The sequence below is a fragment of the Bradyrhizobium liaoningense genome, from assembly GCF_018130785.1.
Classification (GTDB): domain Bacteria; phylum Pseudomonadota; class Alphaproteobacteria; order Rhizobiales; family Xanthobacteraceae; genus Bradyrhizobium; species Bradyrhizobium liaoningense_A.
This window is the reverse complement of sequence record NZ_JAFCJT010000002.1, coordinates 92,429-119,347: the sequence shown is the minus strand read 5'-3', so window position 1 is coordinate 119,347 and position 26,919 is coordinate 92,429. Positions and strand designations below refer to the sequence as shown.

Below are 26,919 nucleotides of genomic sequence, written 5' to 3'. Positions count from 1 at the left end.
CTGTGAGGACGGACTATGTCGTATTCGGACTCGGGCAATGCCTGGCGCAATGACGGCGCGGTGCAGCCGCACGCCTACGACCCCGACCTGCACCCGGAACTGTTCCGCGGCGTCGCGACGCGGCGGGCGTTCGCCTTCCTGATCGACCTGGTCATCATCTCGGTGCCGGTGATCCTCGGCTACGTCTTCATTTTCTTGTTCGGCGTGGTCACGCTCGGCGTCGGCTTTCTCCTGTTCGGGATCGCCTGGCCGGCCTCCGTGGTCTGGGCCATCGTCTATTACGGCGCCTGCATCGGCGGTCCCTCGTCCGCGACGATCGGCATGCGCCTGATGGATCTGGAGCTGCGCACCTGGTACGGCGCGCCCGGCTATTTCGTGCTCGGCGCCACCCATGCCGTGCTGTTCTGGGTGACGGTCTCGTTCCTGACACCTTTCGTGGTGCTGGTTGGGCTGTTCAACGGCCGCCGGCGCCTGCTGCATGATTTCGTGCTGGGAACGGTCGTGATCAACAATTCCGTCCGCGCACCCGTGCCGCAGGCCGCAAGGACCTACTGAGAAGCTGATGATCAAGGACCTATCAACCAGGACCGACTAAACTGACTGATCTGATCTGCCGAGTAGACCGATTGACCAGGGGCCTTCGTAGCGCGATGCTAATACCCATTTCGGAGGCCCACGACGTCCCTTGACCCAGCACTCGCGCGACACCCCCCAATTTTACCTCACGGCGCCCTCTCCCTGCCCGTATCTTCCGGGCCGGCATGAGCGCAAGGTGTTTACGCACCTCGTGGGTGAGCGCGCTGGCGACCTCAACGACCTGCTGACCCATGGCGGGTTCCGCCGCAGCCAGTCGATCGCCTACCGGCCGGCCTGCGACCAGTGCCGCGCCTGCGTCTCGGTCCGCGTCATTGCCAACGAGTTTCGCGCCTCCCGCAACTTCCGCAAAGTCATCGCACGCAACGCCGACATCATCGGCGAGCAGCGCAGCGCCGTGCCGACCTCCGAGCAATATTCGGTGTTTCGCGCCTATCTCGACTCCCGCCACCGCCATGGCGGCATGGCCGACATGACCGTGCTCGACTACGCCATGATGGTCGAGGACAGCCATGTCGAGACCCGCATCATCGAGTACCGCAAGCGCGGCCCCGACAGCGGCATCACCGGCCGCGGCGAGGAGCTGATCGCGGTGGCGCTCACCGACGTGCTGAGCGACGGCCTGTCGATGGTCTATTCCTTCTTCGAGCCGAGCCAGGTCAGCCGCTCGATGGGCACCTTCATGATCCTCGACCACATCGCCCGCGCCCGCCGGCAAGGATTGCCTTACGTCTATCTCGGCTACTGGATCGAGGGCTCCAAGAAGATGGACTACAAGGCCCGCTTCCTGCCGCAGCAGCGCTTGGCGCCGTCAGGCTGGCTGCGCATCGATGCGCAAGGTGACGCGACGTCAGAGCCGCAGGATTAGGGCGTTCACCCGAACAGCGTATCGGCCAGCAGCTTCAGATTCAGAACCACGATGACGCCCGCCACGATCCACGCGATCGCGGCGACCGACGTCGGTATCGCGAACTGGCCCATCTTGCGGCGGTCGGAGACGAAGCGAACCAGCGGGATGACGGCGAAGGGCAGCTGCATCGACAGCACGACCTGGCTGAACACCAGCAGATCGGCGGTGCCGCGCTCGCCGTAGATCGCGGTGACGATGATCACAGGAATGATGGCGATGCCGCGAGTCAAGAGGCGGCGCGCCCAGCTCGGCAAACGCAGGTCGAGAAAGCCTTCCATCACGATCTGGCCGGCGAGCGTCGCCGTCACTGTCGAGTTCAGGCCCGAGGCGAGCAGCGCAATCGCAAACAGCGTCGAGGCGATGCCGAGGCCGAGCAGCGGCGACAACAGCTCGAAGGCTTGGCCGATCTCGGCGACGTCGGAATGGCCGCTCTTGTGGAAGGTCGCGGCCGCAACGACGAGGATCGCGGCGTTGATGAACAGCGCCAGCATCAGGGCGATGGTCGAGTCCGTCGTCGCCCATTTGATCGCCTCGCGCCGGCCGGTGTCGTTGCGCTCATAGGCGCGCGTCTGCACGATGGAAGAATGCAGATAGAGATTATGCGGCATCACGGTGGCGCCGATGATGCCGATGGCGATGTAGAGCATCTCGGAGTTGGTGAAGATCTCCGCCTTCGGCATGAAGCCGCGCAGCACCTCGGCAACCGGCGGTGCAGCCGCCACGACCTGGACCGCGAAGCACACCGCGATCACGGCCAGCAGCGCCATGACGAAGGCTTCGAGGAAACGGAAGCCGCGGTTCATCAAAAGCAACAGCAGGAAGGCGTCGAGGGCTGCGAGCAGCGCGCCGCCGATCAGGGGAATGCCGAACAGCAGTTTCAGCGCAATCGCGGTGCCGATGACCTCGGCGAGGTCGCAGGCGATGATCGCGGCCTCGCAGGCGAGCCAGAGCAGAAAGTTCACCGCCGGCGAATAGGTCGCGCGGCAGGCCTGGGCGAGGTCTCGGTCGGTGACGATGCCAAGCCGCGCCGCCAGCGACTGCAGCAGGATCGCCATCAGGTTTGAAAGGAGGATGACCGAGAGCAGCGTGTAGCCGAACCTGGAACCGCCGGCGAGGTCGGTCGCCCAATTGCCGGGGTCCATGTAGCCGACCGAGACCATATAGCCTGGGCCAACGAAGGCCAGCAGCCGCCGCCACCACTGCCCCGCGGCGGGAATGGCGACCGTGGCATTCACCTCGGCAAGGCTTTTGGTGGTCGGCGCATCGCTGCGCCAGCCGGTGGCATCACTAGTCAGATCGGGCGATCGGGCATCCATGCGGTCAGAATACCGAAGTCGAGCCTTATTGCAATTCATTTGCAACTGCATCTAGCCGCATCGGTTCCCGGCGCGGCCGCGCTTTCCCCGCTCCTGTCGGGAACCGGGTGGGTTTGGCCAGCGTCGGGAGCGGATACTGGCGCCAATCCGACTTTGCAGGAAATGAGCCATGTCAAATCCGCTTCGCCTCCCCGACACGTTCAACCGCCTCGCCTGGTCCAACCTGGCGGCGCAATCGGCCGAGCAGATCGCACTGGCCGCAGCTCCCATCGTCGCCGTGCTCACGCTGGGGGTTGCGGAAGGCCAGACCGGCCTCCTCCAGACCGCCCTCACCCTGCCCTTCGTCCTGTTCGCCATTCCGGCCGGCCTGCTCGCCGACCGCATCTCCCGCCGCTCGCTGATGGCCGGTGCCGAAGCGCTGCGAGCGATCGCGCTGGCGGCCATTGTGCTGCTGCTCACACTTGGTGCGCTCAATTTGCCGCTGCTGGCTCTGCTCGGCTTTGCCGCCGTATGCGGCACGGTCGTCTACAGCGTGGCGGCGCCGGCCCTGGTGCCCTCGCTGGTGAGCGCGGAGCTGTTGCCGTCGGCGAATGCCCGCATCGAGCTCGCCCGCACCATCGCCTTTGCAAGCGGGCCCGCGCTCGGCGGCGCGCTGGTCGGCTGGTGGGGCGCGAGCCCGGCCTTCGGCTTTGCCGCGGCGCTTTCGGCCATCGCCGTCGTGCTGCTCTCCGGCATCTACGAGCCGGCGCGCGCACCGGTGCCGCGGCGGCATCCGTTCCAGGATATCCGCGAGGGCGCGGCCTTCGTGTTCCAACATCCGCTGCTGCGGCCGGTGTTCATTACCCAGTTCATCTTCAACACCGGCTGGTTCCTCCAGATCGCCGTGTTCGTGCCCTATGCGGTGCGCCATCTCGGCCTGACGGCCGCAGGCGTCGGCACAGTGCTGACGATGTACGGAATCGGCATGGTGATCGGCGCGTTGTTCGCCACGCGCGTGATGAAACGCATCGCCTTCGGCACGGTGGTCGGCCTTGGCCCGGTCACCGGCTTCGTCGCCGCGGTGGTGATGGCGCTGACCGTGCTGGTGCCCTCGCCGTGGCTCGCGGGCGTGAGCTTCTTCCTGCTCGGCGTCGGGCCGATCCTGTGGGTGATCTCGACCACGACCCTGCGCCAGTCGGTGACGCCGCCGCGCCTGTTGGGGCGCGTCTCCGCGATCAACATCATGAGCTATGGCGCCCGCCCGCTCGGCTCGGCATTGGGCGCGATCGTCGGCGGCTTCTGGAGCGCGGAAGCGTGCCTCTATCTCGCAGCCGCCGTGTTCGGCGTGCAGGCGCTGGTGATCTGGCTGTCGCCTGCGGTGGCGTTGGACCGGCAGCCGGCCATGGTGGGAGATGAGGCGGTGGCGGCGCGGTGTTAGCCCACGCCGTCATTGCGATAGCCCGGCCTAGTTCGCCAGATACCGCTCGTAGCTCCCCGTCACCGGCTCGCTCGCGTCAACATCGGGATCCAGCGTGTAGAGGTCCTGCGCGCGGCCGATGCCGCGCAGCGCGTAGCGGCCCGTGGAGACGAGATAGCGGCGGCCGGCGGCGTCCAGGCCCTTGTAGAACTCCGCGGATGCGAGGAGCTCGCGGTCGACCGAGCGGCTCATCGAGGCGATGCGGCTGACCTCGTTGACGGTCGGGCCGACCACCGTGAAATCGAGCCGGTCCTCGCTGCCGATATTGCCGTAAAAGACCTCGCCGACATGCAGGCCGATATAGGCGGACGTGGTTGGACGACCGTCGGCCTCCCGCCGCTTGTTCAGCCCCGCGACGTTCTGGCGGAACAGATGCTCGGCACGGAGTGCCGCGCGCCGGGCATGCGCCATGTCCTCGCCGGTGAACATCGCGAGCACACCGTCGCCGATCAGCTTCAGCACGTCGCCGCCGGCATCGTGGATGGCGTCGATCACGGCCTGCGCATAATCGTTGAGGAACGGGATGATCTCGTCGGGACCGATGCTCTCGCTGATCCCGGTCGAGCCGCGCAAATCCGAGTACCAGAGCACGGCCTTGATCCGCTCGGTGACGCCGCGCGAGATGCGGCCGCCCAGCACCTGCTCGGAGGCACCGCGGCCGAGATAGACCCGCCCGAGCGTGCGCGCGATGTCGACCTGCTGCGCCGACTTAATCGCGAGCCCGAGCACCGGCACGAGACCACGCATGGCCTCGAGCTGGGCTTCGTCAAACCCTTCATCGCGCCGCGTGGTCCAGCAGGAATAGAGGCAGTCCATCAGCCCGAGCGCGCCGTTCTCGCCGAAGCGATGCACGAAGGCCAGATAGTGCTTGTGGCCCTTCTCGGCGAGCTCGCCGATCTGCGAGAAATCCATCGACGGCGCGTCGGCAAGATCGATCACCATCTCGTCGTGGCCATGCTCGAGCATGTGGAAGAACACCGAGCGGCGCCAGCTCTTGTTGGCATCGCCCTCGGCGGTCGAGCCGTACTCGAACATTTCGCTCTCGTTGCTGGCGCGGTCGCTCCAGCGGAAGCCACGCCCCTCGTAGATCGGATGCAGTGTGTCGATGACGACCAGCGCGCGCGAAAGTTCCAGGCCCTCGGCGCGACAGCGCTCGCAGAACCCCCTGAGCAGTTCGTTTTCGGGCAGGCCCGTGAGCCCCTGGCCGGTCAGCCAGTTCATCAGCGCTAGGCGCGAGGTCAATTGCATGCGCCATTATGGCGTGTATTCATGACCAGCGAAAGGCGGATGTCCGCACGCGCCCAAGGCTACTTCCGCAGCAGGTCGAATATGCCGCAGACGCTGTTGACGCGCTGTCGCTGCGGGCTGCAAATGCAACGGATGACTCCGCCGACCGGAAATACAGGGATATGAGCCAGCGCCAGCTTCCGATCATCCTGGCGCTCGGTACGACGCAGACCCTCGCCTGGGCCTCCAGCTACTATCTGCCGGCGCTGATCGCCGATCCCATGGCACGCGATCTCGGCGTCTCCTCCAACTGGATTTTTGGCGCGTTCTCGGCTTCGCTGGTGATCTCGGCGATGCTCGGCCCGCGCATCGGACGGCAGATCGATCTCGTCGGCGGGCGGCAGGTGCTGTCGGCCTCGAACCTGACCATCGCTGCCGGCCTCACCCTGCTTGGCTTCTCTCACTCCGTCCCGGTGATGGCGTTCGCCTGGCTCGTGCTCGGCATCGGCATGGCGATGGGGCTCTACGACGCCGCCTTCGCCGCCCTCGGCCGCATCTACGGCACCGAAGCGCGCAGGCCCATCACGGGCATCACGCTGATGGCAGGCTTCGCCTCGACCGTCGGCTGGCCGCTCACGGCCTGGGGCCTGTCGCATATCGGCTGGCGCGACACCTGTTTCGCGTGGGCTGCCGCCAACATCCTGATCGGCCTGCCCCTCAACTTCTTCATGCTGCCGGCGATCAAGGGGGCGAAGCAGGCCGCCGCCACGGCCGAGAAGCCGCACCTGCCGCTCGACCGCACCATGATCCTGCTCGCCTTCATCTTCGCAGCCGTGTGGACCGTCACCGGCGCGATGGCCGCCCACTTCCCGCGCATCCTGGAAGCAACTGGCGCGACGCCGGTCGAGGCGATCGCTGCCGGCGCGCTGATCGGCCCGGCCCAGGTCGCCGCGCGCATTCTCGAAGCGGGCGTCCTCAGCCGTTTCCATCCGCTGTGGTCGACACGGCTCGCCTGCCTCACCCATCCAATCGGCGCGGTGATCGTGGCGATCTTCGGCGGTGCCGCGGCGAGCCCGTTTGCGCTGTTCCACGGCTCGGGCAACGGCATCCTGACCATCGCACGCGGCACGCTGCCGCTATCGATCTTCGGCCCGAAGGATTTCGGCTACCGCCTCGGCATCATCGGCGCGCCGGCAAGAATGGCGCAGGCCGTGGCGCCGCTGGCCTTCGGCCTGCTGATCGACATCATGGGCGCCAAGGTGCTGATCGTCTCGTCCGCGCTCAGCCTATCCGCCCTGGCCGCGCTGCTCCTGGTACGCCCGGGACCGCGGCCGGATTGACCGCGCAACCGCTTTCGCGCACAAGCGGGCCATGAGCGATGACACTGGCCCGCCCCGCACCTTCAAAGGCCTCTTGCGCTGGGCGACCACGCGGCCGCAGGCCTGGGGCGTCTATCTGCTCGCCGTCCTGCTGGTGTGGCTGGTCTCGTTCTACGTCGGTTCGCTGAAGCCGAAGAAGGCGCCGGACGCGAACCCGCCGGCGGTCACTGCGCCAAAGAGCTAAACCGGCTTCGCCTCGCTGGTCGCGATCCAGATGCCCGCGAACACGGCGACCAGCCCGATCAGAAGGTTTGCCGTGATCGGCTCGCCGATCAGCAGCGCCGCCAGCAAGGTCGCGGCAATCGGATTGACCGTCATCGTATTGGCGACGCGCGTCGGCGTCGCGCGCGCCAGCGCCATGACCCACAGGATGAAGGCGAGCGCGCCACCGCCGATGCCGAGATAGATGCCGGCAATCCACTGCCCCGTCGTGAAGTGATCGAGCGCCGCAAAGCTGCCCTTCACAAACCCCGCCAGCACCAGCACGGCGGCGCCCGCCCCCATGCCAACGGTGAGAAAACCCAATGCGCTGGAGCGCTGCATCAGCGGGCGCGACAGCACGTTGTAGAACGCCATGCAGAACACGGCACCGGTCATGATCAGCTCGCCGCGCCAGGCGCCGGGCGGGCTCTGGGCGAGGCCAGCCGCCAGCGCCGCTGTCACACCGAGCACGGCGATGCCGACGCCGATAATCTTGCGCGCCGTCAACCGCTCGACGCCGAGCAGCGCGCCGACCACCATGGTGTGGAGCGGCAGCGTCGCGAGCGCGAGGCTGGCGCGTGCGGCGGTCGTGTAGGACACCGCGATGTTGTAGAGGATGAAGAACAGGCCGAAGAAGCAGATGCCGAGGAGCGCCACCGCCGGCCAGTCCGACCGCTGCGGCCAGCGCACGCCGAGCAGGAGCGCGCACGGCAGGAGGCAGAGAAAGCCGATCCCCCAGCGCAGGATCGCGAGCAGAACCGGATCGGCGCCGCCGACGAGATATCGGGTGATCGCCGCGGCGGTTCCGCCGAGGATGCTCGACGCCAGCGCGATCGCAACCCCGGCCCACTCTCCCACGATCATCTCCTGTCGCGGAGCTTTCCGGGCCCGTAGCACGCTGCTGCTGCCAGCATCATGGCAGCAGCCTCGGCGCAAACGCTAGTCGTAGAACTCAGGCGCCATCTTCTGGCTGTCGCGCTGGGCCTTGTCGTGGTTGATCCAGAGCTGCGCCTTCTCCTTGGTCAGCGTGTCGGCGATCTTCTGCATCGAGGCCGCGCTCATGTCCTTGTTGGCGTTCATGCTGGGGACGCGGCGATTGTCCCAATTATCCCTGAAGTGGACGGCGTCGCCCGACAGCACCACCGCGCCGGTCTTCGGCAATTTCACCAGCAGCGACTGGTGTCCCGGCGTGTGGCCGGGCGTCGACAGGATGGTCACGCTGCCGTCGCCGAACACGTCCTTGTCGCCGGTGAGCAGCTCGACGGGATGCGAGGGCTTGAAGCGCGGCTCGTTGTTGGCGCCGGGCCAGTCATATTCGGCCTTCTGCACGTAGAGCGTGGCTTGCGGGAACAGCTCGACATTCCCGGTATGGTCGGGATGGGTGTGCGAGACCGCCATCGCCTTGACGTCGTCAGGCTTGAGCCCGAGCTGTTCGAGCTGGGCGGCAAGCGTCTTCGGCCGGCGCCAGGTCACGGCCTTGGGATCGGCGGGGACAAGGCCATTCGGCATGGCGGCGACGGCGTCGGCGATGCCGGTGTCCCACAGGAACCAGCCCCTGCTGTGCTTGATCAGATAGCAGCTGTCGACGAAGTCCATCGACTTGCCTTCGTTCAGGCCGGGCGTCCAGCGCGAGATGTCGCCGGCGGTGCCCTCCCCGCAATTGAGGACGTAGAGCTTTTCGACGCCTGATTTCTCGGACTGCGCAACGGCGGCGTGGCCGAACAGAGCCAGCGCGGCGACGGCGAGAGCAAACTTCATCCTGGGCATCATCCTTGGTCCCCTTTGCAGAGCCTTGTATGGCTGCGATCGAGGATCAACCCCGGCCGCGCCGCCGAATTCCGTTTCGGCGGATCACATCAATGCGGGCAGGTCTCGACCTCGACCGTGACGTGGCTCAGGCCCTTCAGCCCAGCGAGCCGCTTCTTGTAGACGGCCGGCTGCTTCGGCTTGTCCGACACCACCGAGACCAGCACGGCGCAATGGCCGGGCCCGACCTGCCAGAGATGCAGGTCGGTGACGCGGTCCTCTCCGACCTCCATGCGCGCCCGGATCACCCGCTCCAGCTTCTCGTCCGCGCGCACGTCGAGCAGCACGGCGCCTGACGTCTTGATCAGGCCGAACGCCCAGCTCGCGATCACGGCGCTGCCGATCAGGCCGACTGCCGGATCGGCCCAGACCCATCCCGAATACATCGCGACGACCAGTGCGGCGATCGCCAGCACCGAGGTCGCCGCATCGGCCATGACGTGGACATAGGCCGCACGAAGATTGTTGTCGTGATGATGGTGGTGATGACCGTGATCGTGGTCATGATCGTCGTGATCATCATGCGCATGCGCATGCCCATGGCCGTGGTCATGGCCGTGATCATGGCCGTGATGATGGTGATCATGGCTGTCGCGCAGCAGCCACGCGCTGGCGAGGTTGACGCAGAGGCCGAGGGCAGCGACCGCGATCGCCTCGCCATAGACGATCGGCACCGGCGAGAACAGCCGCAGCACGCTCTCATAGGCGATCTCGACCGCGATCAGACCCAGGATGATCGCGCTGGAGAAGGCGGCGAGATCGCCGAACTTGCCGGTGCCGAAAGTGAAATGCGAATTCCCCAGATGCCGGCGCGCGAAGCGGTAGGCGAAGGCCGCAATGCCGAGGGCCGCCGCATGCGTCCCCATGTGCCAGCCGTCGGCCAAAAGCGCCATCGAGCCGAACAGCGAGCCGGCCACGATCTCGCCGACCATCATCACCAGCGTCAGGACGACCACGAGCCAGGTGCGCCGCTCGTTCTCGTCGTGCTTCTCGCCCAGAAAGGCGTGGTCATGGGTCCACTGTTCAATGGAGTGGGAATGCATCGAATTCTCCAGAAGATTCAGGTCCGTTGGCGCACATTATAGACCGGCGGCAACCTGTTTTCTAAGGCCCAATCGCTCCGTGGATTGACAGTTCCGTTTAGTTTCGCTGTAATTGGCCTATGGGGATTTGAGCGATCTCCCCACGAGGCGACATGCCCAAGTATCGCGTCCCGTTCGGTTTATGCGAGGACGCATCATGTCTACGTTCACGACCATATCATGTGACAAATTGGTCCGGCTGATCGGCACGGCGAACGCGCCTGTCCTGATCGATGTCCGCACCGAAGAGGATTTCGCCGCCGACCGGCGGCTGATCCCAGGCTTCCTCAAGCTCAGCCACGACAATGTGACGGACTGGGGCGGCGCATTTGCCGGCCGCCGGGCCGTCGTCTCGTGCTTCCGCGGCGAGAAGCTCGCGCAGGGCACGGCGGCCTGGCTCCGCCAGCTCGGCGTGGCGGCCGAGACGCTGGAGGGCGGCTTCGAGGGCTGGAAGGCGGCCAAGCTGCCGCTGCTCGACACGCGCAAGCTGCCGCCGCGCGACGCGAAGGGACGCACCGTCTGGGTGACCCGGGCGCGGCCGAAGGTCGATCGCATCGCCTGCCCCTGGCTGATCCGCCGCTTCGTCGATCCCAACGCGGTGTTCCTGTATGTCGCGCCGTCCGAGGTCGTCGCCGTGGGCGAGCGTTTCAACGCGGCGCCCTTCGACATCGAGAACGTGTTCTGGAGTCACCGCGGCGAGCTCTGTACCTTCGACGTGATGATCGAGGAATTCGGGATCGCAACACCGCCCCTGCTGCGGCTCGCCACGCTGGTCCGTGGCGCCGATACCGCGCGGCCCGACCTCGCGCCGGAGGCGCCCGGCCTGCTCGCGGCCTCGCTCGGGCTGTCGCGAATGTACGATGACGACCTCGAACAGCTCGAGGCCGGCATGCTGCTCTACGACGCCTTCTACCGCTGGTGCCGCGACGCCACGGGTGAGACCCACAACTGGCCGACCAACAAGGTGAAGGCCTGATGGACACCCGCGCCAACCGAACGGAAGCTGATGCCGGTCACGGCATCAGCTTCGGCGAAGCGCTTCGCGTCTGGCTCCGCGTCGCCTGCCTGAGTTTTGGCGGGCCCGCGGGCCAGATCGCGGTGATGCACCGCATCCTGGTCGAGGAGAAAAACTGGATCTCGGAAGGCCGTTTCCTGCATGCGCTGAACTACTGCATGCTGCTGCCCGGGCCGGAGGCGCAGCAGCTTGCAACCTATATCGGCTGGCTGATGCATCGCACCGCCGGCGGATTGATGGCGGGCGGGCTGTTCATCCTGCCCGGCATCTTCGCCATCATGGGCCTCAGCTACATCTATGCCGCTTACGGCAATGTCAGCTTCGTCGAGGCGCTGTTCTTCGGCCTCAAGGCCGCCGTCCTCGCCATCGTCGTCGAGGCCGTGTTCCGGGTCGGCAAGCGCGCGCTGAAGAACCGCATCATGATCGCGCTGGCCGCGATCGCGTTCGTCGCGATCTTCTTCTTCGCGGTCCCCTTCCCGGTCATCATCATCGCCGCCGGCGTGATCGGCTATGTCGGGGCCAGGCAGGGCCGACCGGAATTTGCTCCGTCCGGTCATGGCCAAGACGACAGCAGTGCCGTGATCGACAGCATGCTCGGCGAGGCCGTGCCCGAGCATGTCCGCCCCAACACCGCGCGCGCGATCCGCACCGGCGCGCTGTGGCTCGCGCTCTGGCTGGTGCCCGTGATCGCGCTGCTCCTGGTCCTCGGTCAGGCCAGCGTCTTCAGTCAGATCGCGCTGTTCTTCTCCAAGATGGCGCTGGTCACCTTCGGCGGCGCCTATGCCGTGCTGGCCTATGTCGCCCAGCAGGCGGTCGAGCATTATCACTGGCTGAAGCCGCACGAGATGCTCGACGGTCTCGGCATGGCCGAGACCACGCCGGGCCCTCTGATCATGGTGCTCCAGTTCGTCGGCTTCATGGCCGCCTACCGTGATCCGGGCGGGCTGTCGCCGATGCTCGCGGCGACCTTCGGCGGCTTGCTCGCAATCTGGGTCACCTTCACGCCCTGCTTCCTCTGGATCTTCGTCGGCGCGCCCTACATCGAGCGCCTGCGCGGCAACAAGGGCCTTGCCGGCGCGCTCGGTGCGATCACCGCCGCCGTCGTCGGCGTGATCCTCAACCTCTCGGTCTGGTTCGCGCTGCACACGCTGTTCCGCGAGACCGTGCCGGTCCACGCTTTCCCGTTCGCATTCGACATGCCGGTGCTGAGGAGCGTCGATGTCCCCGCGCTCCTGCTGTCGATCGCGGCGGCAACCGCGATCTTCCGGTTCAAGCTGGGTATGCTCACCGTGCTCGCAGGCAGCTGCGCCGCAGGCGTGGTCCTGCGGCTGGTGGGGGTGATCTGAGGTACCAGCCCCATCCTCGCTGTCATCGCCCGCGAAGGCGGGCGATCCAGTACTCCGAGACGGCTGTGGTTGAATCGATAGGCCGCGGCGTACTGGATGCCCCGGTCAAGCCGGGGCATGACAGCCGTGTTGGAGCGGCAAGCTGCCCGCCCACCGGGCTTTCGCCTACCGCATCATCATCCGCGCGATCGCTTCGCCGATCACCACCGTCGTGAAATGGGTGTTGGCGCGACAGTCGGACGGCATGATCGAGGCGTCGGCGACGCGCAGGCCTGAGATACCCTTCACCGAACCATCAGGATTGACCACGCCATCGGCGTCGTTGACACCGCTCATGCGGCAACTGCCCGCGGCGTGCTGGATGTCTCCGGTCTCTCGCCGCAGCAGCGCATCGAGCTCGTGATCCGGCAGGCTAGCTGCCTGCGGCAGCGTCAGATCGGTGTCGGTGAGCCGGATCCAGTCGGCAATGCCTAAAAGCGCCGGCTGCGAGGTGATCACGGCCAGCCGCTTCACCGCATCCTTCATGCGCAGCATGTCGCGGGGATCGGCCAGCATGTTCTCCTCGACGACCGGATCGATCGCGGGATCGGCCGAGGCCAATTTGAGCGTTCCACGAGAATACGCATTGAACAGGCCGGCACCGATCGCACCGGGCACGCCGATGCCGCGGTGGTTGAAGGCGATCAGGATCATGTCGCGCTTGCCGCCATCGGCGAGGCCGGAGGAATAGGTCACGCAGCAATTGGTGTGGCGGGTGTCCGGATCGGTCGGCCGCAGGTTTTCGTGGAGCTGGATCGTGGCGCGAAACAGCGGGTGGTCGAAGAAGTGGCGGCCGACCGGCAGATCGCGCTCGACCGCGATCCCCATTGCCCTCAGCTCGTCCGCCGGTCCGACGCCCGAACGCAGCAGGATCGCCGGGCTGTGGATGGCACCGGCGCACAGCACGATCTGGCGCGCACTGATCTCGTGGGTGCCCTGCCCCTCGAAATGGACGCGGAGGCCAGTCGCCCGGCCGTCGCTGATCAGCACGCGATCGACCAGCGCGTGCCCGCGAATCTCGAGATTGGCACGGCCGCGCGCGGGCTCGAGATAGCCCTCATTGGTCGTGATGCGGCGGCTGTCGCGGCTGTTGATGGGATAGCAGGCGACGCCCTCGCCATCCGGGCCGTTGAGATCGGCGCACCACGGGTAGCCGCTCGCCAGCGCCGCATCGCGCAAGCCCCGATCGATCGGGCCCCACTTCTCGGGCGGAGCGCGATAGACCGGCAACGGTCCGCCGCTTCCATGGCCCGGGGCGTCACCAAATTCCAGGTCGTCCTCGATCACCGAGAACAGCGGCATCACGTCCTTGGCCGACCAGCCGGTGCAACCACCGGCGGCCCATTCGTCGAACGCGTCGGCAACGCCGCGGATCGCAATCTGGCCGTTCATCATCGATGAGCCGCCGAGCCCCTTGCCGCGCCAGTAGAAGCGCGGTTCCTGCTCCGCCACCCGGCGCGTCAGAAGATCAGGCCATTGCCATTTCTCCTGGTACTCACGCTTGTGGATGATCGGGATCGGATTTGGCGTCATCACCTCCCAGGGCGCCTCGTCGGCGCGCCAGTCCAGCCCCGCTTCGAGCAGCAGGACGCGCCGTGCGGAACCCTCGGAAAGCCGCGCCGCAACAGCGGCGCCGGCGGAGCCGCCGCCGACAACAATGACATCGTACATCGCGTTACTTCTCAACATTCCAGAAAACCGGGATGGCGGACGGTATCAGACCGCGCAAGGTGGCGCGATAGGCGGCCGGCTGGGCGAACTGGCCCCACGGGATGGCAGGCGCCTGATCGTACATCACGGTCTGGATCTCGCCGGCGATCTTCTTGCGATCCTCCTCGGCGGGCGCCTTGGCGAAGGCTTCCATCAACGGCGTGATCCGTGAATCGCACTGCCAACCGGTGAAGTCGGCGCAGTTGAAGGCAACCATGACGTTGGTGAGCGGCGAGCCAAGGTCAAAACCGCCGGCGTGAACGCCATAGACGCTCCAGCCCTCCTTCTTGGCGCGGCGCGCCAGCACGCTCGCCCAGTCCATCACCTGGAGATCGACGTTGAACCCGGCCTGCTTCAGCCGCTCGGCCAGCACCTGCGCCGAGACGCGCGGGGCTTCGAGATCGTTGGCCTCCATGACGACGACGGGCTCGCCGGCATATTTCGTCGCCTTCAGCGCGGCCTTCGCCGCCTCGATCGATGGCTTGGCGGCAGCTTCAATGCCGGCCTTGCTGTCATAGGTGGTGCCACAAGTGAAGTAGGTCGCGCAGGGGGTGGCGTATTTGGCATCGAGCCCAAGGGCGTCCAGCACCTCGCGCTGGTCGACCAGCTTCCACAGCACGCGCCTGATGGCGGGATCGTCGAACGGCTTTGATGCCGCATTGAGGCGATAGGCGCCTGCGAACATGTTGCCGCCGGTGAAATTGACGAGCTTGACGCGCGCGTTCTTTTCCAGCTGCGGCAACAGGTCGAACGGCGCGTATTGCATGAAGTCGATCTCGCCGGCCTGCAGCGCAGAGGCCGCGGTCGCACCATCGGGAATGACGCGGATCTCGAGCGTATCGATGTTGACGCGCTTGCCGCCGGCGAGGAAGTCGGCCGGCTCGGAACGCGGCACGTAGTCGGCGAATTTCTTCAGGATCATGCGATCGCCGGTACGATGATCGGCCTTGCTGTAGACGAACGGACCGGAGCCGACGATCTCGGTGATGCGCTGGTCGCCGGGCGTCTTGGCAATGCGCTCGGGCATCATGAAGGCGACGGGGCTGACGGGATTGCCGAGGGCATCGATGACGAGGCCGGACGGCTCCTTCAGCGTCAGCACGAAGGTTTTCGCATCCGTCGGCTCAAGCGAGGCCGTGATCGCGAAGATGCGGCGGCCGAGCGCGCTGCGGGTGCCCCAGCGGCGCAGCGACGCCACGCAATCGGCCGCCGTGACCGGCTGGCCGTCGTGCCACTTCAAGCCGTCGCGCAGCGTGAAGCTGTAGGTCAAACCGTCCGCAGAGACCTTCCAGTCCTGCACCATCTGGGGCTTGATCTCGCCCTTGGAGTCCTTCGCGAACAGCGTGTCGAACACCATGTAGCCAAACGTGCGCGAAATATAGGCCGTGGAGAAATGCGGATCGAGCGTGACGATCTCCGCCTCGGGCACTGCGACGAGATTGTCCGCCGCATGGGCCGGCGTGAGCGTGGGTGCCGCAACAGTCGCGAACCCGAGCAGCGCCGGAATGAAAGCCTTCAGTTTGAACATTGGTGTCTTTTTGCCTTTTGACTGAAACGTTCGCAGTCGTCAGGAAAAAGCAATGTTCGTGCCCATACGGCGGAAGCACTTATGCGCTCACGGCTATCTGCCGCGCGTTTGCGCGCCACACTCTCGCTGTCATCGCCCGGCCTTGACCGGGCGATCCAGTATTCCAGAGACGGGCGTGATCAAACCGAGAGGCCGCGGCGCACTGGATGCCCCGCTCCCGTGCGCGATTGCGCACTAGGCGGGGCATGACACCGGTGTTGTGGCGACAGTCGCGGCCTGCGCCCTACCCGATCACCTTGCCGAACTTGTTCGACTTCGGGAAACCCTTCGGCGGCAGGCGGCCGGCGTCGGCACGGGTGCCCTGCCACTCGGCGAGCTCCTTCATGGTCGCCGAGAATTCGCGGCCGGCGGAGTCCTTCCAGGTGAGGCCCGCCTTGGCGTCGAACACGGCAACGTCCGAAAGCCCGCCGTCCTTGTACTTCTGCAGGCGGACGCCGCGACCGCGAGCCATCTCTGGCACCTGATCGAGCGGGAAAACCAGCATCTTGCGGTTCTCGCCGATGACTGCGACGGTGTCGCCGAGCACCTCGGTAACCGTGCGCGCCTCGTTCGGCATGTCAACGTTGAGGACCTGCTTGCCCTTCTTGGTGGTGCCGACGCAATCGTCCTCGTTGACGACGAAGCCCTGGCCCTCGTGGCTCGCGACCAGGAATTTGCGCCCGCCCTTGTTGACGAACAGCGCAACGGGGGCTGCCTCCTGCTCGAGGTCGATGAACAGGCGGATCGGCTCGCCATGGCCGCGACCGCCCGGCAGCTTCGCAACGTCGAGCGAGTAGAATTTGCCATTGGTGGCGAACAGCAGCAGCTTCGACGTCGTCTCCGCGAAGAAGGCGAAGCCGAGCTTGTCATCCTGCTTGAAGGCCAGGCCCGAAAGGTCCTCGACATGACCCTTCATGGTACGGATCCAGCCCTTGTCGGATACGACGACGGTGACCGGCTCGCGCTCGACGAGGGCTTCCTCCATCGCGGCGAGGTCGTGCTCGGGCGCATCCGCAAAGGTGGTGCGGCGCTTGCCGAGCGGCGTCTTGGGCCCGAACATGTCGCGGACCTTGCCGACCTGCTCGGCGACCTTCTTCCACTGCTCGGGCTCGGAGGCGAGCACGCCTTCGATACCCTTCAACTCCTTGCGCAGATCCCTGTCTTCATTGCGGATCTCCATTTCCTCGAGCCTGCGCAAGTTGCGCAGACGCATGTTGAGGATGGCCTCGGCCTGAATTTCGGTAAGCTTGAACGCCTTGATCAAGGCCGGCTTCGGCTCGTCCTCGGTGCGGATGATCTTGATCACCTTGTCGAGGTTCAGATAGGCGACCAAATGGCCGCCGAGCACTTCCAGCCGATGCTCGATCTGCGCCTTGCGGTAATTGCTGCGGCGGATCAGGACGTCGCGCAGATGGTCGAGCCATTCGCGCAGGCACTCCGCGAGCCCCACGACTTTGGGGATGCGGCCCTTGATCAGCACGTTGAGGTTTAGCGGAATCTTGTTTTCGAGCTCGGTCAGCCGGAACAACGATTCCATCATCAGCGCCGGATCGACGTTCTTCGATTTCGGCTCGATCACGATACGGACGTCTTCGGCCGACTCGTCCCTGATATCACCGACCAGCGGCAGCTTCTTCTGGTCCAGCAGCTCCGCGACCTTCTCGATCAGGCGCGACTTCTGCACCAGGAAGGGAATCTCGGTGACGACGACGACCCAGGTGCCGCGTGCGCCCTCTTCGTGCGACCACCTGGCGCGGACGCGGAACGAGCCGCGGCCGGTCGTGTAGGCTTCAGCGATGGCCTGCTTGGAATCGACGCAGATGCCGCCGGTCGGGAAATCGGGCCCCTTGACCCATTTCATCAGCGCCTTCGACTTCGCGTCAGGCTTCTCGATCAGATGCAGCGCGGCTTCGCAGAGCTCGGCGGCATTGTGCGGCGGGATCGAGGTCGCCATGCCGACCGCGATGCCCTGCGCGCCGTTGGCGAGCAGGTTCGGGAAGCCGCCGGGCAGCACGACCGGCTCTTTCGACTGGCCGTCGTAGTTGGCGCGGAATTCGACGCCGTCCTCGTCGATGCCCTCGAGCAGAAGCCGCGCGACATCGGTCATGCGCGCTTCGGTGTAACGGTAGGCGGCCGGGTTATCGCCGTCGATATTACCGAAATTGCCCTGGCCGTCGACCAGCGGGTAGCGCGAGGAGAAATCCTGCGCGAGACGCACCATGGCGTCGTAGATCGCCTGGTCGCCGTGCGGATGGAACGAGCCCATCACGTCGCCGACGATCTTGGCGGATTTCTTGAAGGCCGTGCCAGGGTCAAGCCTGAGCAGGCGCATGCCGTAAAGGATGCGCCGATGCACCGGCTTCAGGCCGTCGCGCGCGTCGGGCAGCGCGCGGTGCATGATGGTGGAGAGGGCATAGGCAAGATAGCGCTCTTCCAGCGCTTCCTGCAGCCGGACCTCGTGAATTTCGGCCGGTTCTTCCGGCGGAACGATTCGTTTTCCCATGCCGCCCGGTTAAACCGTGGAAGCGAATCGGGCAAGGATCGATTGGTTCCCTGTGGGCGGACTACTGCCCTGCCCAGCCGGCCGTCACAGCCTGGGTCTTGGTCTGGGCAGGCGCCGGCGCGTTGGTCAGGCAACGACGGGCAGCCTCGATTTCGGCCTCTGTCGCACCCTTGGACCGCGCCCATGTCTCTGCGGCCGCAGCAGAATATTTCGCCACATAGTACCGGACGACGGTGCAGGATGCCCGGCGAAACACGCCCGGTTGCGGCTCGCCGGCCAGCGCATCAGGCGCGAAAGCGAGCAGCGCCGCGGACAAGGCAAATCCCCTGATCAACATTTAGGCCGTCCCCCCGTTGTGGAACCCAGCCCGGCCAACTCCAGCAGCCGGATTTTGTTCCGGGGAACCTCATGTCCTGAGGCAACCCAAGGACGCGGTCGGTTCACGGCGCGGGAAGCACGACCCTCGCCTGTTGCCGCGTCAGGGCATTGATGAAGCCCGCGCGCGCGTCGGAATGGCCCTGGCCGCGCGGCTCGAGCACATGGCGCAGCAGGAAGAGGCCGGTGAGCCGAAAGCCGTCCTGAAGGTCCTGATCGGTGAGGTCGCTCGCGGCCTCGCCATGACGCAGGAACGGCGGCAGGCGCAACAGGCGGTCGCGCCACGGCTCGCCGGCGCCGCGCGACACCGCGCCGCCGGATTTCGGCGAAACATAGATCAGGTCCGTGGTCTCGCCGGTCACCGCGCAGTTTTCCAGCGCGAGCCCAAAGCCGAGCTCGGCCAGCATCGCCAGCTCGAAATGGATGAGGTGCACGGCGGCGCTGCCGATGTCGTCGAAATCGTCGAGCGAATGTTCGAGCAGCGCAAAGATGTCTTCGTGCGGATCGCGTTCCGGCAGCAGCCGGGCAATCGAGGCGAGATGGGTGACGCCGTAGACCCCGTGGGAGGAGCCCAGCAGCGTCGCCGCGCGCAGCTTGAGGCCTTCGATGGCATAGGTGCCGAGATGCTCGTCGAGCCGCGCCCGCCACACCGCGCTCACGCTGTTGCCGGGTTGCAGCAGCGGCCGCATCCGCGAACCGGCGCCACCGCGCACAAGGCCGAGATGCCGGCCGTGCGTGCGGGTCAGCAGCTCGACGATGGCGCTGCTCTCGCCATGCCGCCGCACGCCCAGCACGATGCCTTCGTCGGTCCATTCCATGGAACGGAGCTTATCGCATTTCAGGTGATCGTAGGGCGGCCAAAGCGAAGCGTGCCCACCAATTTGATCTCCGGCACGATTATGGTGGGCACAGCGCGCAGGGGCGCGCCTTTGCCCACTCTACAGGACCGGACGAAACCTCACGCGTTGAACCAGCCCTGCGCGTCGCCGGTGAAGGAGAAATACAGGCCCATCGTCGTCAGCACGCAGGAGACGATCTCGATGGCGCTGTCGAGCTCCATGCCCTTCTCCCCGATGATCTGGCCGAGCGAGATCACCGACAGCACGAGCGCTGCCGCCAGCACCCAGCGCGGCCAGTTCTTGCGCCAATGCGCGGCGAGCCAGACGAAGTAGACCAACAGCACGATCATGCCGCCGGCGAGCAGGGTCGCCATCATGATCATCGGCTCGGTCATCTCGGCATTGGGCGTGCGGTCCTGCACCGCGACCGACAGGGCATCCAGCATCAGTGAAGCATAGAGCAGCGCTTCGAAGCGCTGGACGTTGCTGGGTACGCTCATCGGACCGATCTTTTCTTGGTTATTCTTTGGGAAATTCCAGGCCCATCTCGCGATAGCGATCGGGATCGTCACCCCAGTTTTCGCGCACCTTGACGAACAGGAACAGGTGCACCGGCACGCCCAGGATCTCGGCGAGCTCCTTGCGCGAGTCCGCGCCGATCGACTTGATGGTGGCGCCACCTGCGCCGAGCACGATCTTGCGCTGGCTCTCGCGCTCGACGAAGATGGTCTGCTCGATCCGCACCGACTTGTCCTTGCGCTCCTCCCACTTGTCGGTCTCGACCGTGGATTGGTAGGGCAATTCCTGGTGCAGCTTGCGATAGATCTTCTCGCGCGTGATCTCGGCCGCAAGCTGCCGCATCGGCGCGTCCGACATCTGGTCTTCGGGATAGAGGAACGGCCCCGGTGGCACGATTTCGGCCAGTGTATGCCTGAGATCGTCGACGCCGTCGCCCGAGATCGCCGCGATCATGAAGGTCTTTGCGAAGGCCATGCGTTCGTTGGCGGCCTGCGCCAGCGCCAGCAGCTTCTCGCGCTGGACCAGATCGACCTTGTTGATGACCAGAATCTTGTCGTGATTGACGCTCGCCGCCTTGGTGAGGATCGCCTCGGCCTCTTCATCAATCCCGGTCTTGGCGTCGAGCAGCACGCAGACGAGGTCGGCGTCATGCGCTCCGCTCCAGGCGGTCGAGACCATGGCGCGGTCGAGCCTGCGCTTGGGCAGGAAGATGCCGGGCGTGTCGACCAGGATGATCTGCGCGTTGTTCTCGATGACGATGCCGCGGATCAGCGCGCGCGTGGTCTGCACCTTGCGCGAGACGATCGTGACCTTGGCCCCGACCAGCGCGTTGACCAGCGTGGATTTTCCGACGTTCGGCGCGCCGATCAGCGCAACGAAGCCGCAGCGCGTAGCAGTGGGCGCCTCGCCGCTTGCTTCAGCCGTCATTGCCGCCGCCAACACCTTCACGTTCGATCATCACTGAAGCCGCCACCTTCTCTGCTGCGCGCTTGCTGCCACCGATGCCTTCGGCCGGCGCCAATCCCGGCAGATCCACCGCGACGCGGAACTGCGGATCGTGATGCGGGCCGGTGCGCTCGACCTCGCGGTAGACCGGCGTCGGCAGCCCCTTCCCCTGCGCCCATTCCTGCAGCACGGTCTTGGGATCGCGCAGCGGACGCCGCGGCTTGTGCATGCGTTCTGTCCAGTTGCGCCTGACGAATTCCGCCGCCGCCGCGTAGCCGCCGTCGAGGAAGACGGCGCCGATCACGGCCTCGCAGATGTCGCCGAGCACGCTCTTGCGCAGGCGGGCATCGGCGCTCGGCCCGACCGAACCGAGCTTGACGTCGTCGAGCAGACCGAGCGACTTGGCAACGTCGGCGCAGCTCTCCTTGCGCACCAGTTCGGCAAGTCGCTTGGACAGCTCGCCTTCGTCGGCATTCGGGAAGGCGTGGTAGAGCATGTCGGAGACGACGAGCCCGAGCACATGGTCACCTAGGAACTCCAGGCGCTGATAGCTGTCGCCGCGCTTGCGCCCGGACTTCAGCGCCGAGACATGCGTGATCGCCTGCATCAGCAGATTCGGATCGGCGAAGCTGTGGCCGATGCGCGCTTCGAGCGCCGCGTTCGCATCCGAGCCCTTGGCCTTGCTGCTCCGCACCCGCTTCTTCCTTGCAGGCGTCTTGGTTTCAGGCGTCTTGGTTTCAGGAGTCTTGGTTTCAGGAGTCTTGGTCGCAAGCGTCTTGGTCGCAGCTTCGCCGTCGGCGCCCGCTGCGGGCTCGTTCGATTGGATCGGGATGTCCTTGGCTTCGTCTTTCATCGAACGATTTTGAAGAAGCGGTTCCAGCGCACGGCCCACGGCCAGCGCCAGAACATCCAGGCATGCTCACCTTCGGCGATGGAGAAGAAGATCATCTGGGCGCGGCCGATCAAATTCTCCTGCGGCACGTAGCCGACCTGACCGAGGAAGCGACTGTCGGTGGAGTTGTCGCGGTTGTCGCCCATCATGAAGAAATGGCCCGGCGGCACGGTGTAGACGTTAGTGTTGTCCATGTAGCCGTTGTCGGCGCAGTCCAGCGTCTCATAGGACACGCCGTTCGGCAGCGTTTCCTTCCAGCGCTTCACCCGCGAGATGCCGCCGCCTTCGGAGCCACAGGGATCCTCGCCGACAAATTCGCTCATGCGCTGCCGCTCGACCGGGGTGTCGTTGATGTAGAGCAGCCCATCCTTCATCTGAACGCGGTCGCCGGGAAGGCCGATGACGCGCTTGATGTAATCGGTGGAATCGTCCTTCGGCAGGCGGAACACGACGATGTCGCCGCGGTTCGGGTCCGAGCCCCAGATCCGCCCCGAGAACAGCGGCGGCGAGAACGGGATCGAATAGTGGCTATAGCCGTAGGAATATTTCGAGACGAACAGATAGTCGCCGACCAGCAGCGTCGCCTTCATCGAACCGGACGGAATGTTGAACGGCTGGAACAGGAACGTGCGGATCACGAGCGCGATCAGGAGAGCGTGGATCACGACGCGGATCGTCTCGCCGACGCCGCTTTCAGTTTTCGTTCCCGAAGTCACGCTCATTGCTCTCTCATTCCGGCCGGCGATCACAGAGCGCCCTCCTCCCGCGAACAGCCCATCGCGTCGCGGCCCAAGGAGATTGTCCTGATTCTGATAATGAGGGCCAATTCCGGCGTAAAGCCGAATTCGCCCAGCCTGATTTGCGTTCGCGGACTTTTAGACGGTTGTCGGGGGGCACGCAATCAAGGATCGCATCAAAACTGCATAAGACATTGATGTTTAATGCGAATTATAAAAATCACCCGCTGCAGGTCAGGACCTGGCCAGCGGCACCGCGGAAATGATGACGAAGGCCTGCGCCAGCGGCCAGTCATCGGTGATCGACAGGTCGATCTTCGCCTCGAACCCCTCGGGCGTCAGGGCCTGGAGCCGGGCCAGCGCCCCGCCCGTCAATTGCATGGTCGGCCGCCCTCCCGGCAGGTTGACCACCCCCATGTCGCGCCACCAGACACCGTTCCGGATGCCGGTGCCGAGCGCCTTTGAGCACGCCTCCTTGGCGGCGAAGCGCTTGGCGTAGGTTGCGACCACCATCTTCTCGCTCTTGGCGCGCCGCTCCGCCTTGGCCCGCTCGGCCGCGGTGAAGATGCGGTCGAGGAAACGCTCGCCATGGCGCTCGATCACCTTGCCGACGCGGGTGATGTCGATCAGGTCGGAGCCGATGCCGATGATCATGCCCGGCTCCGGCCGCGGTCCATCGCCGCGCGCATGCTGCGCACCGTCTCGGCGAGACCGACGAACAGCGCCTCGCCGATCATGTAGTAGCCGATGTTGAGCTCCATGATCTCCGGCAGGGCCGCGATCGTCTCCGCCGTCGCATAGTCGAGCCCATGGCCCGCATGGACCTCGAGCCCCGCTTCCTTCGCCAGCTTCACCCCTGCCACGATCCGCTGCCATTCTGCCTCGGCCTTCCCGGTGTGGCCGTCGACGACGGCGTCGCACCAGGCCCCGGTGTGGATCTCGATCACGGGCGCGCGCAGCCGCGCCGCCATCTCGATCTGCGCTGGATCGGCGGCGATGAACAGCGAGACCCGGATGCCCGCATCGTTCAGGCGTGCGATGTAGGGCGCGAGCGCATTGTGCTGGCCGACGACGTCGAGGCCGCCTTCGGTCGTCACCTCCTGGCGGCGCTCCGGAACCAGGCACACCGCGTGCGGCTTGGTCGCAAGCGAGATGCGCATCATGTCGTCGGTCGCCGCCATCTCGAAATTGAGCGGCTTGGAGATCTCGGCCCTCAGCCGCGCCATGTCCTCGTCGCGGATGTGCCGCCGATCCTCGCGCAGATGCGCGGTGATGCCGTCGGCGCCGGCCTCGATCGCAAGCAGCGCCGCGCGCACCGGATCGGGATTGCGGCCGCCGCGCGCGTTACGCAGGGTCGCGACATGGTCGACATTGACGCCGAGGCGGAGCGGAGCTGCGGGCATTTCAGGACTCACGAAATCGGAGGGACAGACGCATGCGAAAGGCGCCTATCCATTAACACGTTCGACGCGCGCGACGACCGCCTTCGCGCGCAACTGGGCGAGGATCGCGCTCAAATGCTTCAGATCGTAGACTTCGAGATCGATCGTCGTCTCGGTGAAGTCGGGCGAGCGGCGCTGCATGCTGATGTTGTCGATGTTGCCGTCATGCTCCGCGATCACGGTCGCGATCTGCGCCAGCGCGCCGGGCTCGTTGACGTTCTCGACCTTGATGCGGGCCGGGAAGCGCTGCGGGGCGGAATCCTCGATGTCCCAGCGCACGTCGAGCCAGCGCTCCGGCTCCTCCTCGAAATCCTTCAGGGCCGGCGCCTGGATCGGGTAGATCGTGATCCCCTCGCCCGGCGTGACGATGCCGACGATGCGGTCCCCGGGCACGGCGCCGCCGTTCGGCGCGAACTTCACCGGCAGGTCGGAATTGATGCCGCGGATCGGGATCGCGACCGGGCTGCGCGGCGGTTCCGACGACTTCTCCTTGAGCTTGGCGGCGAGCCCCTTCTTGACGCCATAGCGCGCGATGCGCTCCTCCTTGTAGTCGGGATACATCGCACGCGCGACGTGGGAGGCCTTGATCTCGCCGCGGCCGACCGCCGCCATGACGTCCTCGATCGAGGTCCGCGCCAGCCGCGGCAGCGCGCCCTTCAGCTTGTCGTCGGCGTATTCGATCTTGGCGCGCTCGAACAGGCGTTCGACGATGCGCCGGCCGAGACCGACATATTGGTCGCGCACCGCAGTCCTGGTGGCGCGGCGGATCGCGGCGCGCGCCTTGCCAGTGACCGCGAGCGTTTCCCAGGCCGACGGCGGCGCCGCTTGCGCTTCCGAGGTCAGCACCTCGACCTCGTCGCCGTTCTGGAGTTCCGAGGACAGCGGCGCGAACTGGCCGTTGATCTTGCAGCCCACCGCGCTGTTGCCGACGTCGGTATGCACGGCATAAGCGAAGTCGATCACATTGGCATGGCGCGGCAGCGCGATCAGCTTGCCCTTCGGGGTGAAGCAGAACACCTGGTCGTGGAACAGCTCGAGCTTGGTGTGCTCGAGGAATTCCTCGGGGTTGGCGCTTTCCGAGAGGATGCCGATGGTGTGGCGCAACCAGGCGAACGCAGTGGACTCGCGCTTGAGAAATTCGGTCGGCGAGCCCACGCCTTCCTTGTAGAACACGTGCGCAGCGATGCCGCGCTCGGCGATCTGGTCCATCGCCTCGGTACGGATCTGGAGTTCGACGCGCTGGTTGCCCGGGCCGATCACGGTGGTGTGGATCGAGCGGTAGTCGTTCTGCTTCGGCGTCGAGATGTAGTCCTTGAAACGCCCGGGCACGACCGGCCAGGTGGTGTGGACGATCCCGAGCGCGCGATAGCAGGCCTCGATGTCGTTGACGACGAGGCGGAAGCCGAAGATGTCGGACAATTGCTCGAAGCCGACCGACTTGCGCTCCATCTTGGTCCAGATCGAGAATGGCTTCTTGCGGCGGCCATAGACCCGCGCGCCCAGCCCCCGGTGGCGCAGATTGTTGGAGAGCTGGTCCTCGATTTCGCCGATCAGGTTGCGGTTGCGCTCGGCGAGCGCATCGAGCCGCTGCATCACCACCGAATAGGCTTCGGGATCGAGGGTGCGGAAGGACAAGTCCTCCAGCTCCTCGCGCATTTCCTGCATGCCCATGCGACCGGCCAGCGGCGCGTAGATGTCGAGCGTCTCCTCGGCAATGCGCCGGCGCGACTCGGTCGGCACGAAGTCCAGCGTACGCATGTTGTGCAGGCGGTCGGCGAGCTTGACCAGCAGAACGCGGACATCGTCGGCAATGGCCAGCAACAATTTGCGCAGGTTCTCGGCCTGCTTGGCCTCGCGCGACACGAGTTCCAGCCGCTTCAGCTTGGTCAGGCCCTCGACCAGCGCGCCGATCTCGGGCCCGAAGATCTGGTCGATCTCGGCACGCGTCGCCTCGGTATCCTCGATCGTGTCGTGCAGCAGCGCGGCCACGATGGTGGCATCGTCGAGCTTCAGGTCGGTGAGAATCGCCGCCACTTCGAGCGGGTGCGAGAAATACGGATCGCCCGAGGCACGGGTCTGCGAGCCGTGCGCCTTCATGGCGTAGACATAGGCGCGGTTCAGCAGGTCTTCGTTGGTATTGGGATTGTAGGACCTGACGCGCTCGACGAGGTCATATTGACGCATCATGCGCGCGCGAGGCTTGGCCGGGCGCCCCACCGGCGCAGTCGGGGCCACGGCAACCGATTCGGTTGCGGCCAGCATCTGCGTTGGTCTGCGGCGCCGATACACCATGCCATCCTGCCTTCAAACGGACGATGACCGCCCGTTGCATTACATCTTAGCCTCGATCGCGCATGCGTCCGATCAATTCAGTGACCGGCGCGCAACGCGATGTGCCAACGCTATGGTAACCACGAAAACGCCAACAAAAGCAAAGGCCCGAACGCGGGTTCGGGCCTTTGATAAGATCACAAGAAGTCGACGACTGCGATGGGACGATTACTCGTCCTCCTCGGGCTGCTCTTCCGGCGGTGCGAGGCCCTCGAGGCCCTTCAGGAGTTCCTCTTCGGTCATGCGCTCAACGGCAACTTCGGTATCGTCCGCATCGACGCTGGCGCCGGCGGAACCGATCAGCGGCACAGTATCGGGCTCGGGCTCGTCGACCTCGACGAACTTCTGGAGCGAGTGCACCAGCTCCTCGCGGAGGTCCTCCGGCGAGATGGTCTCGTCAGCAATTTCGCGCAAGGACACAACAGGGTTCTTGTCGTTATCACGGTCAACCGTTAGTTGTGAACCGGACGAAATCATGCGGGCACGGTGGGCGGCCAGCAGGACCAGGTCAAACCGGTTGTCGACCTTGTCGATACAATCTTCTACGGTGACGCGAGCCATGGACTGTCGCTCCGTTGTGGGTGGGACGAAATATGTGGATGATCGGGGCTAGTTATAGGGGCCAAGGCGGTTTCGCAAGGCCAATTTGTGATTTGGCCTCGCCAAACGGCTCTGCTACCCCCACATT

General features: G+C 65.6%; 25 protein-coding genes. 7 read left to right on the top strand and 18 right to left on the bottom strand.

Features of this window, described 5'->3' with window-relative positions; translation table 11 throughout:
- Positions 1–15 precede the first annotated feature (15 nt).
- Positions 16–555: an RDD family protein gene (locus JQ627_RS06175; protein ID WP_212483285.1), complete on the top strand. Its 540-nt coding sequence runs from the start codon at positions 16–18 to the stop codon at positions 553–555.
- A gap of 130 nt (positions 556–685) precedes the next feature.
- Positions 686–1,462: an arginyltransferase gene (locus JQ627_RS06170; protein WP_212483284.1), complete on the top strand. Its 777-nt coding sequence runs from the start codon at positions 686–688 to the stop codon at positions 1,460–1,462.
- A gap of 5 nt (positions 1,463–1,467) precedes the next feature.
- Here the strand turns inward: JQ627_RS06170 and JQ627_RS06165 are convergent, their stop codons facing one another.
- Positions 1,468–2,820: an Nramp family divalent metal transporter gene (locus JQ627_RS06165; protein WP_212483283.1), complete on the bottom strand. Its 1,353-nt coding sequence runs from the start codon at positions 2,818–2,820 to the stop codon at positions 1,468–1,470.
- 169 nt (positions 2,821–2,989) lie between these two features.
- Between JQ627_RS06165 and JQ627_RS06160 the strand changes: the two genes are divergently transcribed.
- Entirely contained in the window at positions 2,990–4,237 is a 1,248-nt protein-coding gene (locus tag JQ627_RS06160) for an MFS transporter (RefSeq protein WP_212483282.1), read from the top strand.
- 27 nt (positions 4,238–4,264) lie between these two features.
- Here the strand turns inward: JQ627_RS06160 and JQ627_RS06155 are convergent, their stop codons facing one another.
- On the bottom strand, positions 4,265–5,524 hold the full coding sequence (locus tag JQ627_RS06155; RefSeq protein WP_212483281.1) for an adenylate/guanylate cyclase domain-containing protein: 1,260 nt from the start codon (positions 5,522–5,524) through the stop codon (positions 4,265–4,267).
- Between the two features lie 161 nt (positions 5,525–5,685).
- Between JQ627_RS06155 and JQ627_RS06150 the strand changes: the two genes are divergently transcribed.
- Together JQ627_RS06150 and JQ627_RS06145 are read left to right on the top strand one after the other, a co-directional pair.
- Positions 5,686–6,843: an MFS transporter gene (locus tag JQ627_RS06150; RefSeq protein WP_212483280.1), complete on the top strand. Its 1,158-nt coding sequence runs from the start codon at positions 5,686–5,688 to the stop codon at positions 6,841–6,843.
- 31 nt (positions 6,844–6,874) lie between these two features.
- Positions 6,875–7,066 (top strand): hypothetical protein, encoded by a 192-nt coding sequence (locus JQ627_RS06145; protein WP_212483279.1) that lies wholly within the window; start codon positions 6,875–6,877, stop codon positions 7,064–7,066.
- On the opposite strand, the gene JQ627_RS06140 is transcribed toward JQ627_RS06145, so the two are convergent.
- From JQ627_RS06140 to dmeF, 3 genes are all read right to left on the bottom strand, one after another.
- Positions 7,063–7,941: a DMT family transporter gene (locus JQ627_RS06140; protein WP_212483278.1), complete on the bottom strand. Its 879-nt coding sequence runs from the start codon at positions 7,939–7,941 to the stop codon at positions 7,063–7,065. The genes JQ627_RS06145 and JQ627_RS06140 overlap by 4 nt on opposite strands.
- A gap of 81 nt (positions 7,942–8,022) precedes the next feature.
- Positions 8,023–8,853 (bottom strand): N-acyl homoserine lactonase family protein, encoded by an 831-nt coding sequence (locus JQ627_RS06135; protein ID WP_212483277.1) that lies wholly within the window; start codon positions 8,851–8,853, stop codon positions 8,023–8,025.
- 86 nt (positions 8,854–8,939) lie between these two features.
- The gene (gene dmeF, locus JQ627_RS06130) at positions 8,940–9,932 is read right to left on the bottom strand and encodes a CDF family Co(II)/Ni(II) efflux transporter DmeF (RefSeq protein ID WP_212483276.1); all 993 of its coding nucleotides are present in this window, start codon (positions 9,930–9,932) and stop codon (positions 8,940–8,942) included.
- Positions 9,933–10,128: 196 nt separating this feature from the next.
- Here dmeF and JQ627_RS06125 point away from each other — a divergent pair, with 196 nt between their 5' ends.
- Positions 10,129–10,947 carry a sulfurtransferase/chromate resistance protein gene (locus JQ627_RS06125; RefSeq protein WP_212483275.1) on the top strand — a complete coding sequence of 273 codons (819 nt, stop codon included), beginning with the start codon at positions 10,129–10,131 and terminating at the stop codon, positions 10,945–10,947.
- Entirely contained in the window at positions 10,947–12,332 is a 1,386-nt protein-coding gene (chrA, locus tag JQ627_RS06120; RefSeq protein WP_212483274.1) for a chromate efflux transporter, read from the top strand. The genes JQ627_RS06125 and chrA overlap by 1 nt, the downstream gene beginning before the upstream one ends.
- A 165-nt stretch (positions 12,333–12,497) precedes the next feature.
- Here chrA and JQ627_RS06115 read toward each other — a convergent pair whose 3' ends face one another.
- The 13 genes from JQ627_RS06115 to rpoZ form a co-directional block, all read right to left on the bottom strand.
- The gene (locus JQ627_RS06115; protein WP_212483273.1) at positions 12,498–14,042 is read right to left on the bottom strand and encodes a GMC family oxidoreductase; all 1,545 of its coding nucleotides are present in this window, start codon (positions 14,040–14,042) and stop codon (positions 12,498–12,500) included.
- 4 nt (positions 14,043–14,046) lie between these two features.
- On the bottom strand, positions 14,047–15,609 hold the full coding sequence (locus JQ627_RS06110) for an ABC transporter substrate-binding protein (protein ID WP_212483272.1): 1,563 nt from the start codon (positions 15,607–15,609) through the stop codon (positions 14,047–14,049).
- Between the two features lie 283 nt (positions 15,610–15,892).
- Positions 15,893–18,151 carry a DNA topoisomerase IV subunit A gene (gene parC / locus JQ627_RS06105; protein ID WP_212483271.1) on the bottom strand — a complete coding sequence of 753 codons (2,259 nt, stop codon included), beginning with the start codon at positions 18,149–18,151 and terminating at the stop codon, positions 15,893–15,895.
- 61 nt (positions 18,152–18,212) lie between these two features.
- Positions 18,213–18,488 carry a hypothetical protein gene (locus tag JQ627_RS06100; RefSeq protein WP_212483270.1) on the bottom strand — a complete coding sequence of 92 codons (276 nt, stop codon included), beginning with the start codon at positions 18,486–18,488 and terminating at the stop codon, positions 18,213–18,215.
- Positions 18,489–18,591: 103 nt separating this feature from the next.
- The gene (gene recO, locus JQ627_RS06095; protein WP_212483269.1) at positions 18,592–19,344 is read right to left on the bottom strand and encodes a DNA repair protein RecO; all 753 of its coding nucleotides are present in this window, start codon (positions 19,342–19,344) and stop codon (positions 18,592–18,594) included.
- 140 nt (positions 19,345–19,484) lie between these two features.
- Entirely contained in the window at positions 19,485–19,865 is a 381-nt protein-coding gene (locus tag JQ627_RS06090) for a hypothetical protein (RefSeq protein ID WP_212483268.1), read from the bottom strand.
- Between the two features lie 19 nt (positions 19,866–19,884).
- Positions 19,885–20,811, bottom strand: a complete 927-nt coding sequence (era, locus tag JQ627_RS06085; protein WP_212483267.1) for a GTPase Era — start codon at positions 20,809–20,811, stop codon at positions 19,885–19,887.
- Positions 20,801–21,682, bottom strand: coding sequence for a ribonuclease III (gene rnc / locus JQ627_RS06080; protein WP_212483266.1), 882 nt, complete (start codon positions 21,680–21,682; stop codon positions 20,801–20,803). Before rnc ends, era begins: the two co-directional genes overlap by 11 nt.
- Complete coding sequence (gene lepB, locus JQ627_RS06075) at positions 21,679–22,443, bottom strand: signal peptidase I (RefSeq protein ID WP_212483265.1); 765 nt, start codon at positions 22,441–22,443, stop codon at positions 21,679–21,681. The genes rnc and lepB overlap by 4 nt, the downstream gene beginning before the upstream one ends.
- Before the next feature lie 249 nt (positions 22,444–22,692).
- Positions 22,693–23,112, bottom strand: coding sequence for a holo-ACP synthase (gene acpS / locus JQ627_RS06070; protein WP_212483264.1), 420 nt, complete (start codon positions 23,110–23,112; stop codon positions 22,693–22,695).
- Positions 23,109–23,861 carry a pyridoxine 5'-phosphate synthase gene (locus tag JQ627_RS06065; RefSeq protein WP_212483263.1) on the bottom strand — a complete coding sequence of 251 codons (753 nt, stop codon included), beginning with the start codon at positions 23,859–23,861 and terminating at the stop codon, positions 23,109–23,111. The genes acpS and JQ627_RS06065 overlap by 4 nt, the downstream gene beginning before the upstream one ends.
- A gap of 45 nt (positions 23,862–23,906) precedes the next feature.
- Entirely contained in the window at positions 23,907–26,192 is a 2,286-nt protein-coding gene (locus JQ627_RS06060; protein ID WP_212483262.1) for a bifunctional (p)ppGpp synthetase/guanosine-3',5'-bis(diphosphate) 3'-pyrophosphohydrolase, read from the bottom strand.
- 207 nt (positions 26,193–26,399) lie between these two features.
- The gene (gene rpoZ / locus JQ627_RS06055; RefSeq protein WP_014494742.1) at positions 26,400–26,792 is read right to left on the bottom strand and encodes a DNA-directed RNA polymerase subunit omega; all 393 of its coding nucleotides are present in this window, start codon (positions 26,790–26,792) and stop codon (positions 26,400–26,402) included.
- Positions 26,793–26,919: the final 127 nt, after the last annotated feature.

Bases quoted from the DNA above. Each gene is read 5' to 3' on its own strand.
- rpoZ (WP_014494742.1), bottom strand. From the start codon at position 26,792: ATGGCTCGCGTCACCGTAGAAGATTGTATCGACAAGGTCGACAACCGG.
- JQ627_RS06160 (WP_212483282.1), top strand. From the start codon at position 2,990: ATGTCAAATCCGCTTCGCCTCCCCGACACGTTCAACCGCCTCGCCTGG.
- parC (WP_212483271.1), bottom strand. From the start codon at position 18,151: ATGGGAAAACGAATCGTTCCGCCGGAAGAACCGGCCGAAATTCACGAG.
- JQ627_RS06155 (WP_212483281.1), bottom strand. From the start codon at position 5,524: ATGCAATTGACCTCGCGCCTAGCGCTGATGAACTGGCTGACCGGCCAG.
- JQ627_RS06065 (WP_212483263.1), bottom strand. From the start codon at position 23,861: ATGCCCGCAGCTCCGCTCCGCCTCGGCGTCAATGTCGACCATGTCGCG.
- lepB (WP_212483265.1), bottom strand. From the start codon at position 22,443: ATGAGCGTGACTTCGGGAACGAAAACTGAAAGCGGCGTCGGCGAGACG.
- dmeF (WP_212483276.1), bottom strand. From the start codon at position 9,932: ATGCATTCCCACTCCATTGAACAGTGGACCCATGACCACGCCTTTCTG.
- JQ627_RS06145 (WP_212483279.1), top strand. From the start codon at position 6,875: ATGAGCGATGACACTGGCCCGCCCCGCACCTTCAAAGGCCTCTTGCGC.
- JQ627_RS06060 (WP_212483262.1), bottom strand. From the start codon at position 26,192: ATGGTGTATCGGCGCCGCAGACCAACGCAGATGCTGGCCGCAACCGAA.
- JQ627_RS06090 (WP_212483268.1), bottom strand. From the start codon at position 19,865: ATGAGCGTACCCAGCAACGTCCAGCGCTTCGAAGCGCTGCTCTATGCT.
- recO (WP_212483269.1), bottom strand. From the start codon at position 19,344: ATGGAATGGACCGACGAAGGCATCGTGCTGGGCGTGCGGCGGCATGGC.
- JQ627_RS06135 (WP_212483277.1), bottom strand. From the start codon at position 8,853: ATGATGCCCAGGATGAAGTTTGCTCTCGCCGTCGCCGCGCTGGCTCTG.
- JQ627_RS06115 (WP_212483273.1), bottom strand. From the start codon at position 14,042: ATGTACGATGTCATTGTTGTCGGCGGCGGCTCCGCCGGCGCCGCTGTT.
- chrA (WP_212483274.1), top strand. From the start codon at position 10,947: ATGGACACCCGCGCCAACCGAACGGAAGCTGATGCCGGTCACGGCATC.
- era (WP_212483267.1), bottom strand. From the start codon at position 20,811: ATGACGGCTGAAGCAAGCGGCGAGGCGCCCACTGCTACGCGCTGCGGC.
- acpS (WP_212483264.1), bottom strand. From the start codon at position 23,112: ATGATCATCGGCATCGGCTCCGACCTGATCGACATCACCCGCGTCGGC.
- JQ627_RS06165 (WP_212483283.1), bottom strand. From the start codon at position 2,820: ATGGATGCCCGATCGCCCGATCTGACTAGTGATGCCACCGGCTGGCGC.
- JQ627_RS06150 (WP_212483280.1), top strand. From the start codon at position 5,686: ATGAGCCAGCGCCAGCTTCCGATCATCCTGGCGCTCGGTACGACGCAG.
- JQ627_RS06125 (WP_212483275.1), top strand. From the start codon at position 10,129: ATGTCTACGTTCACGACCATATCATGTGACAAATTGGTCCGGCTGATC.
- JQ627_RS06175 (WP_212483285.1), top strand. From the start codon at position 16: ATGTCGTATTCGGACTCGGGCAATGCCTGGCGCAATGACGGCGCGGTG.
- JQ627_RS06100 (WP_212483270.1), bottom strand. From the start codon at position 18,488: ATGTTGATCAGGGGATTTGCCTTGTCCGCGGCGCTGCTCGCTTTCGCG.
- JQ627_RS06110 (WP_212483272.1), bottom strand. From the start codon at position 15,609: ATGTTCAAACTGAAGGCTTTCATTCCGGCGCTGCTCGGGTTCGCGACT.
- rnc (WP_212483266.1), bottom strand. From the start codon at position 21,682: ATGAAAGACGAAGCCAAGGACATCCCGATCCAATCGAACGAGCCCGCA.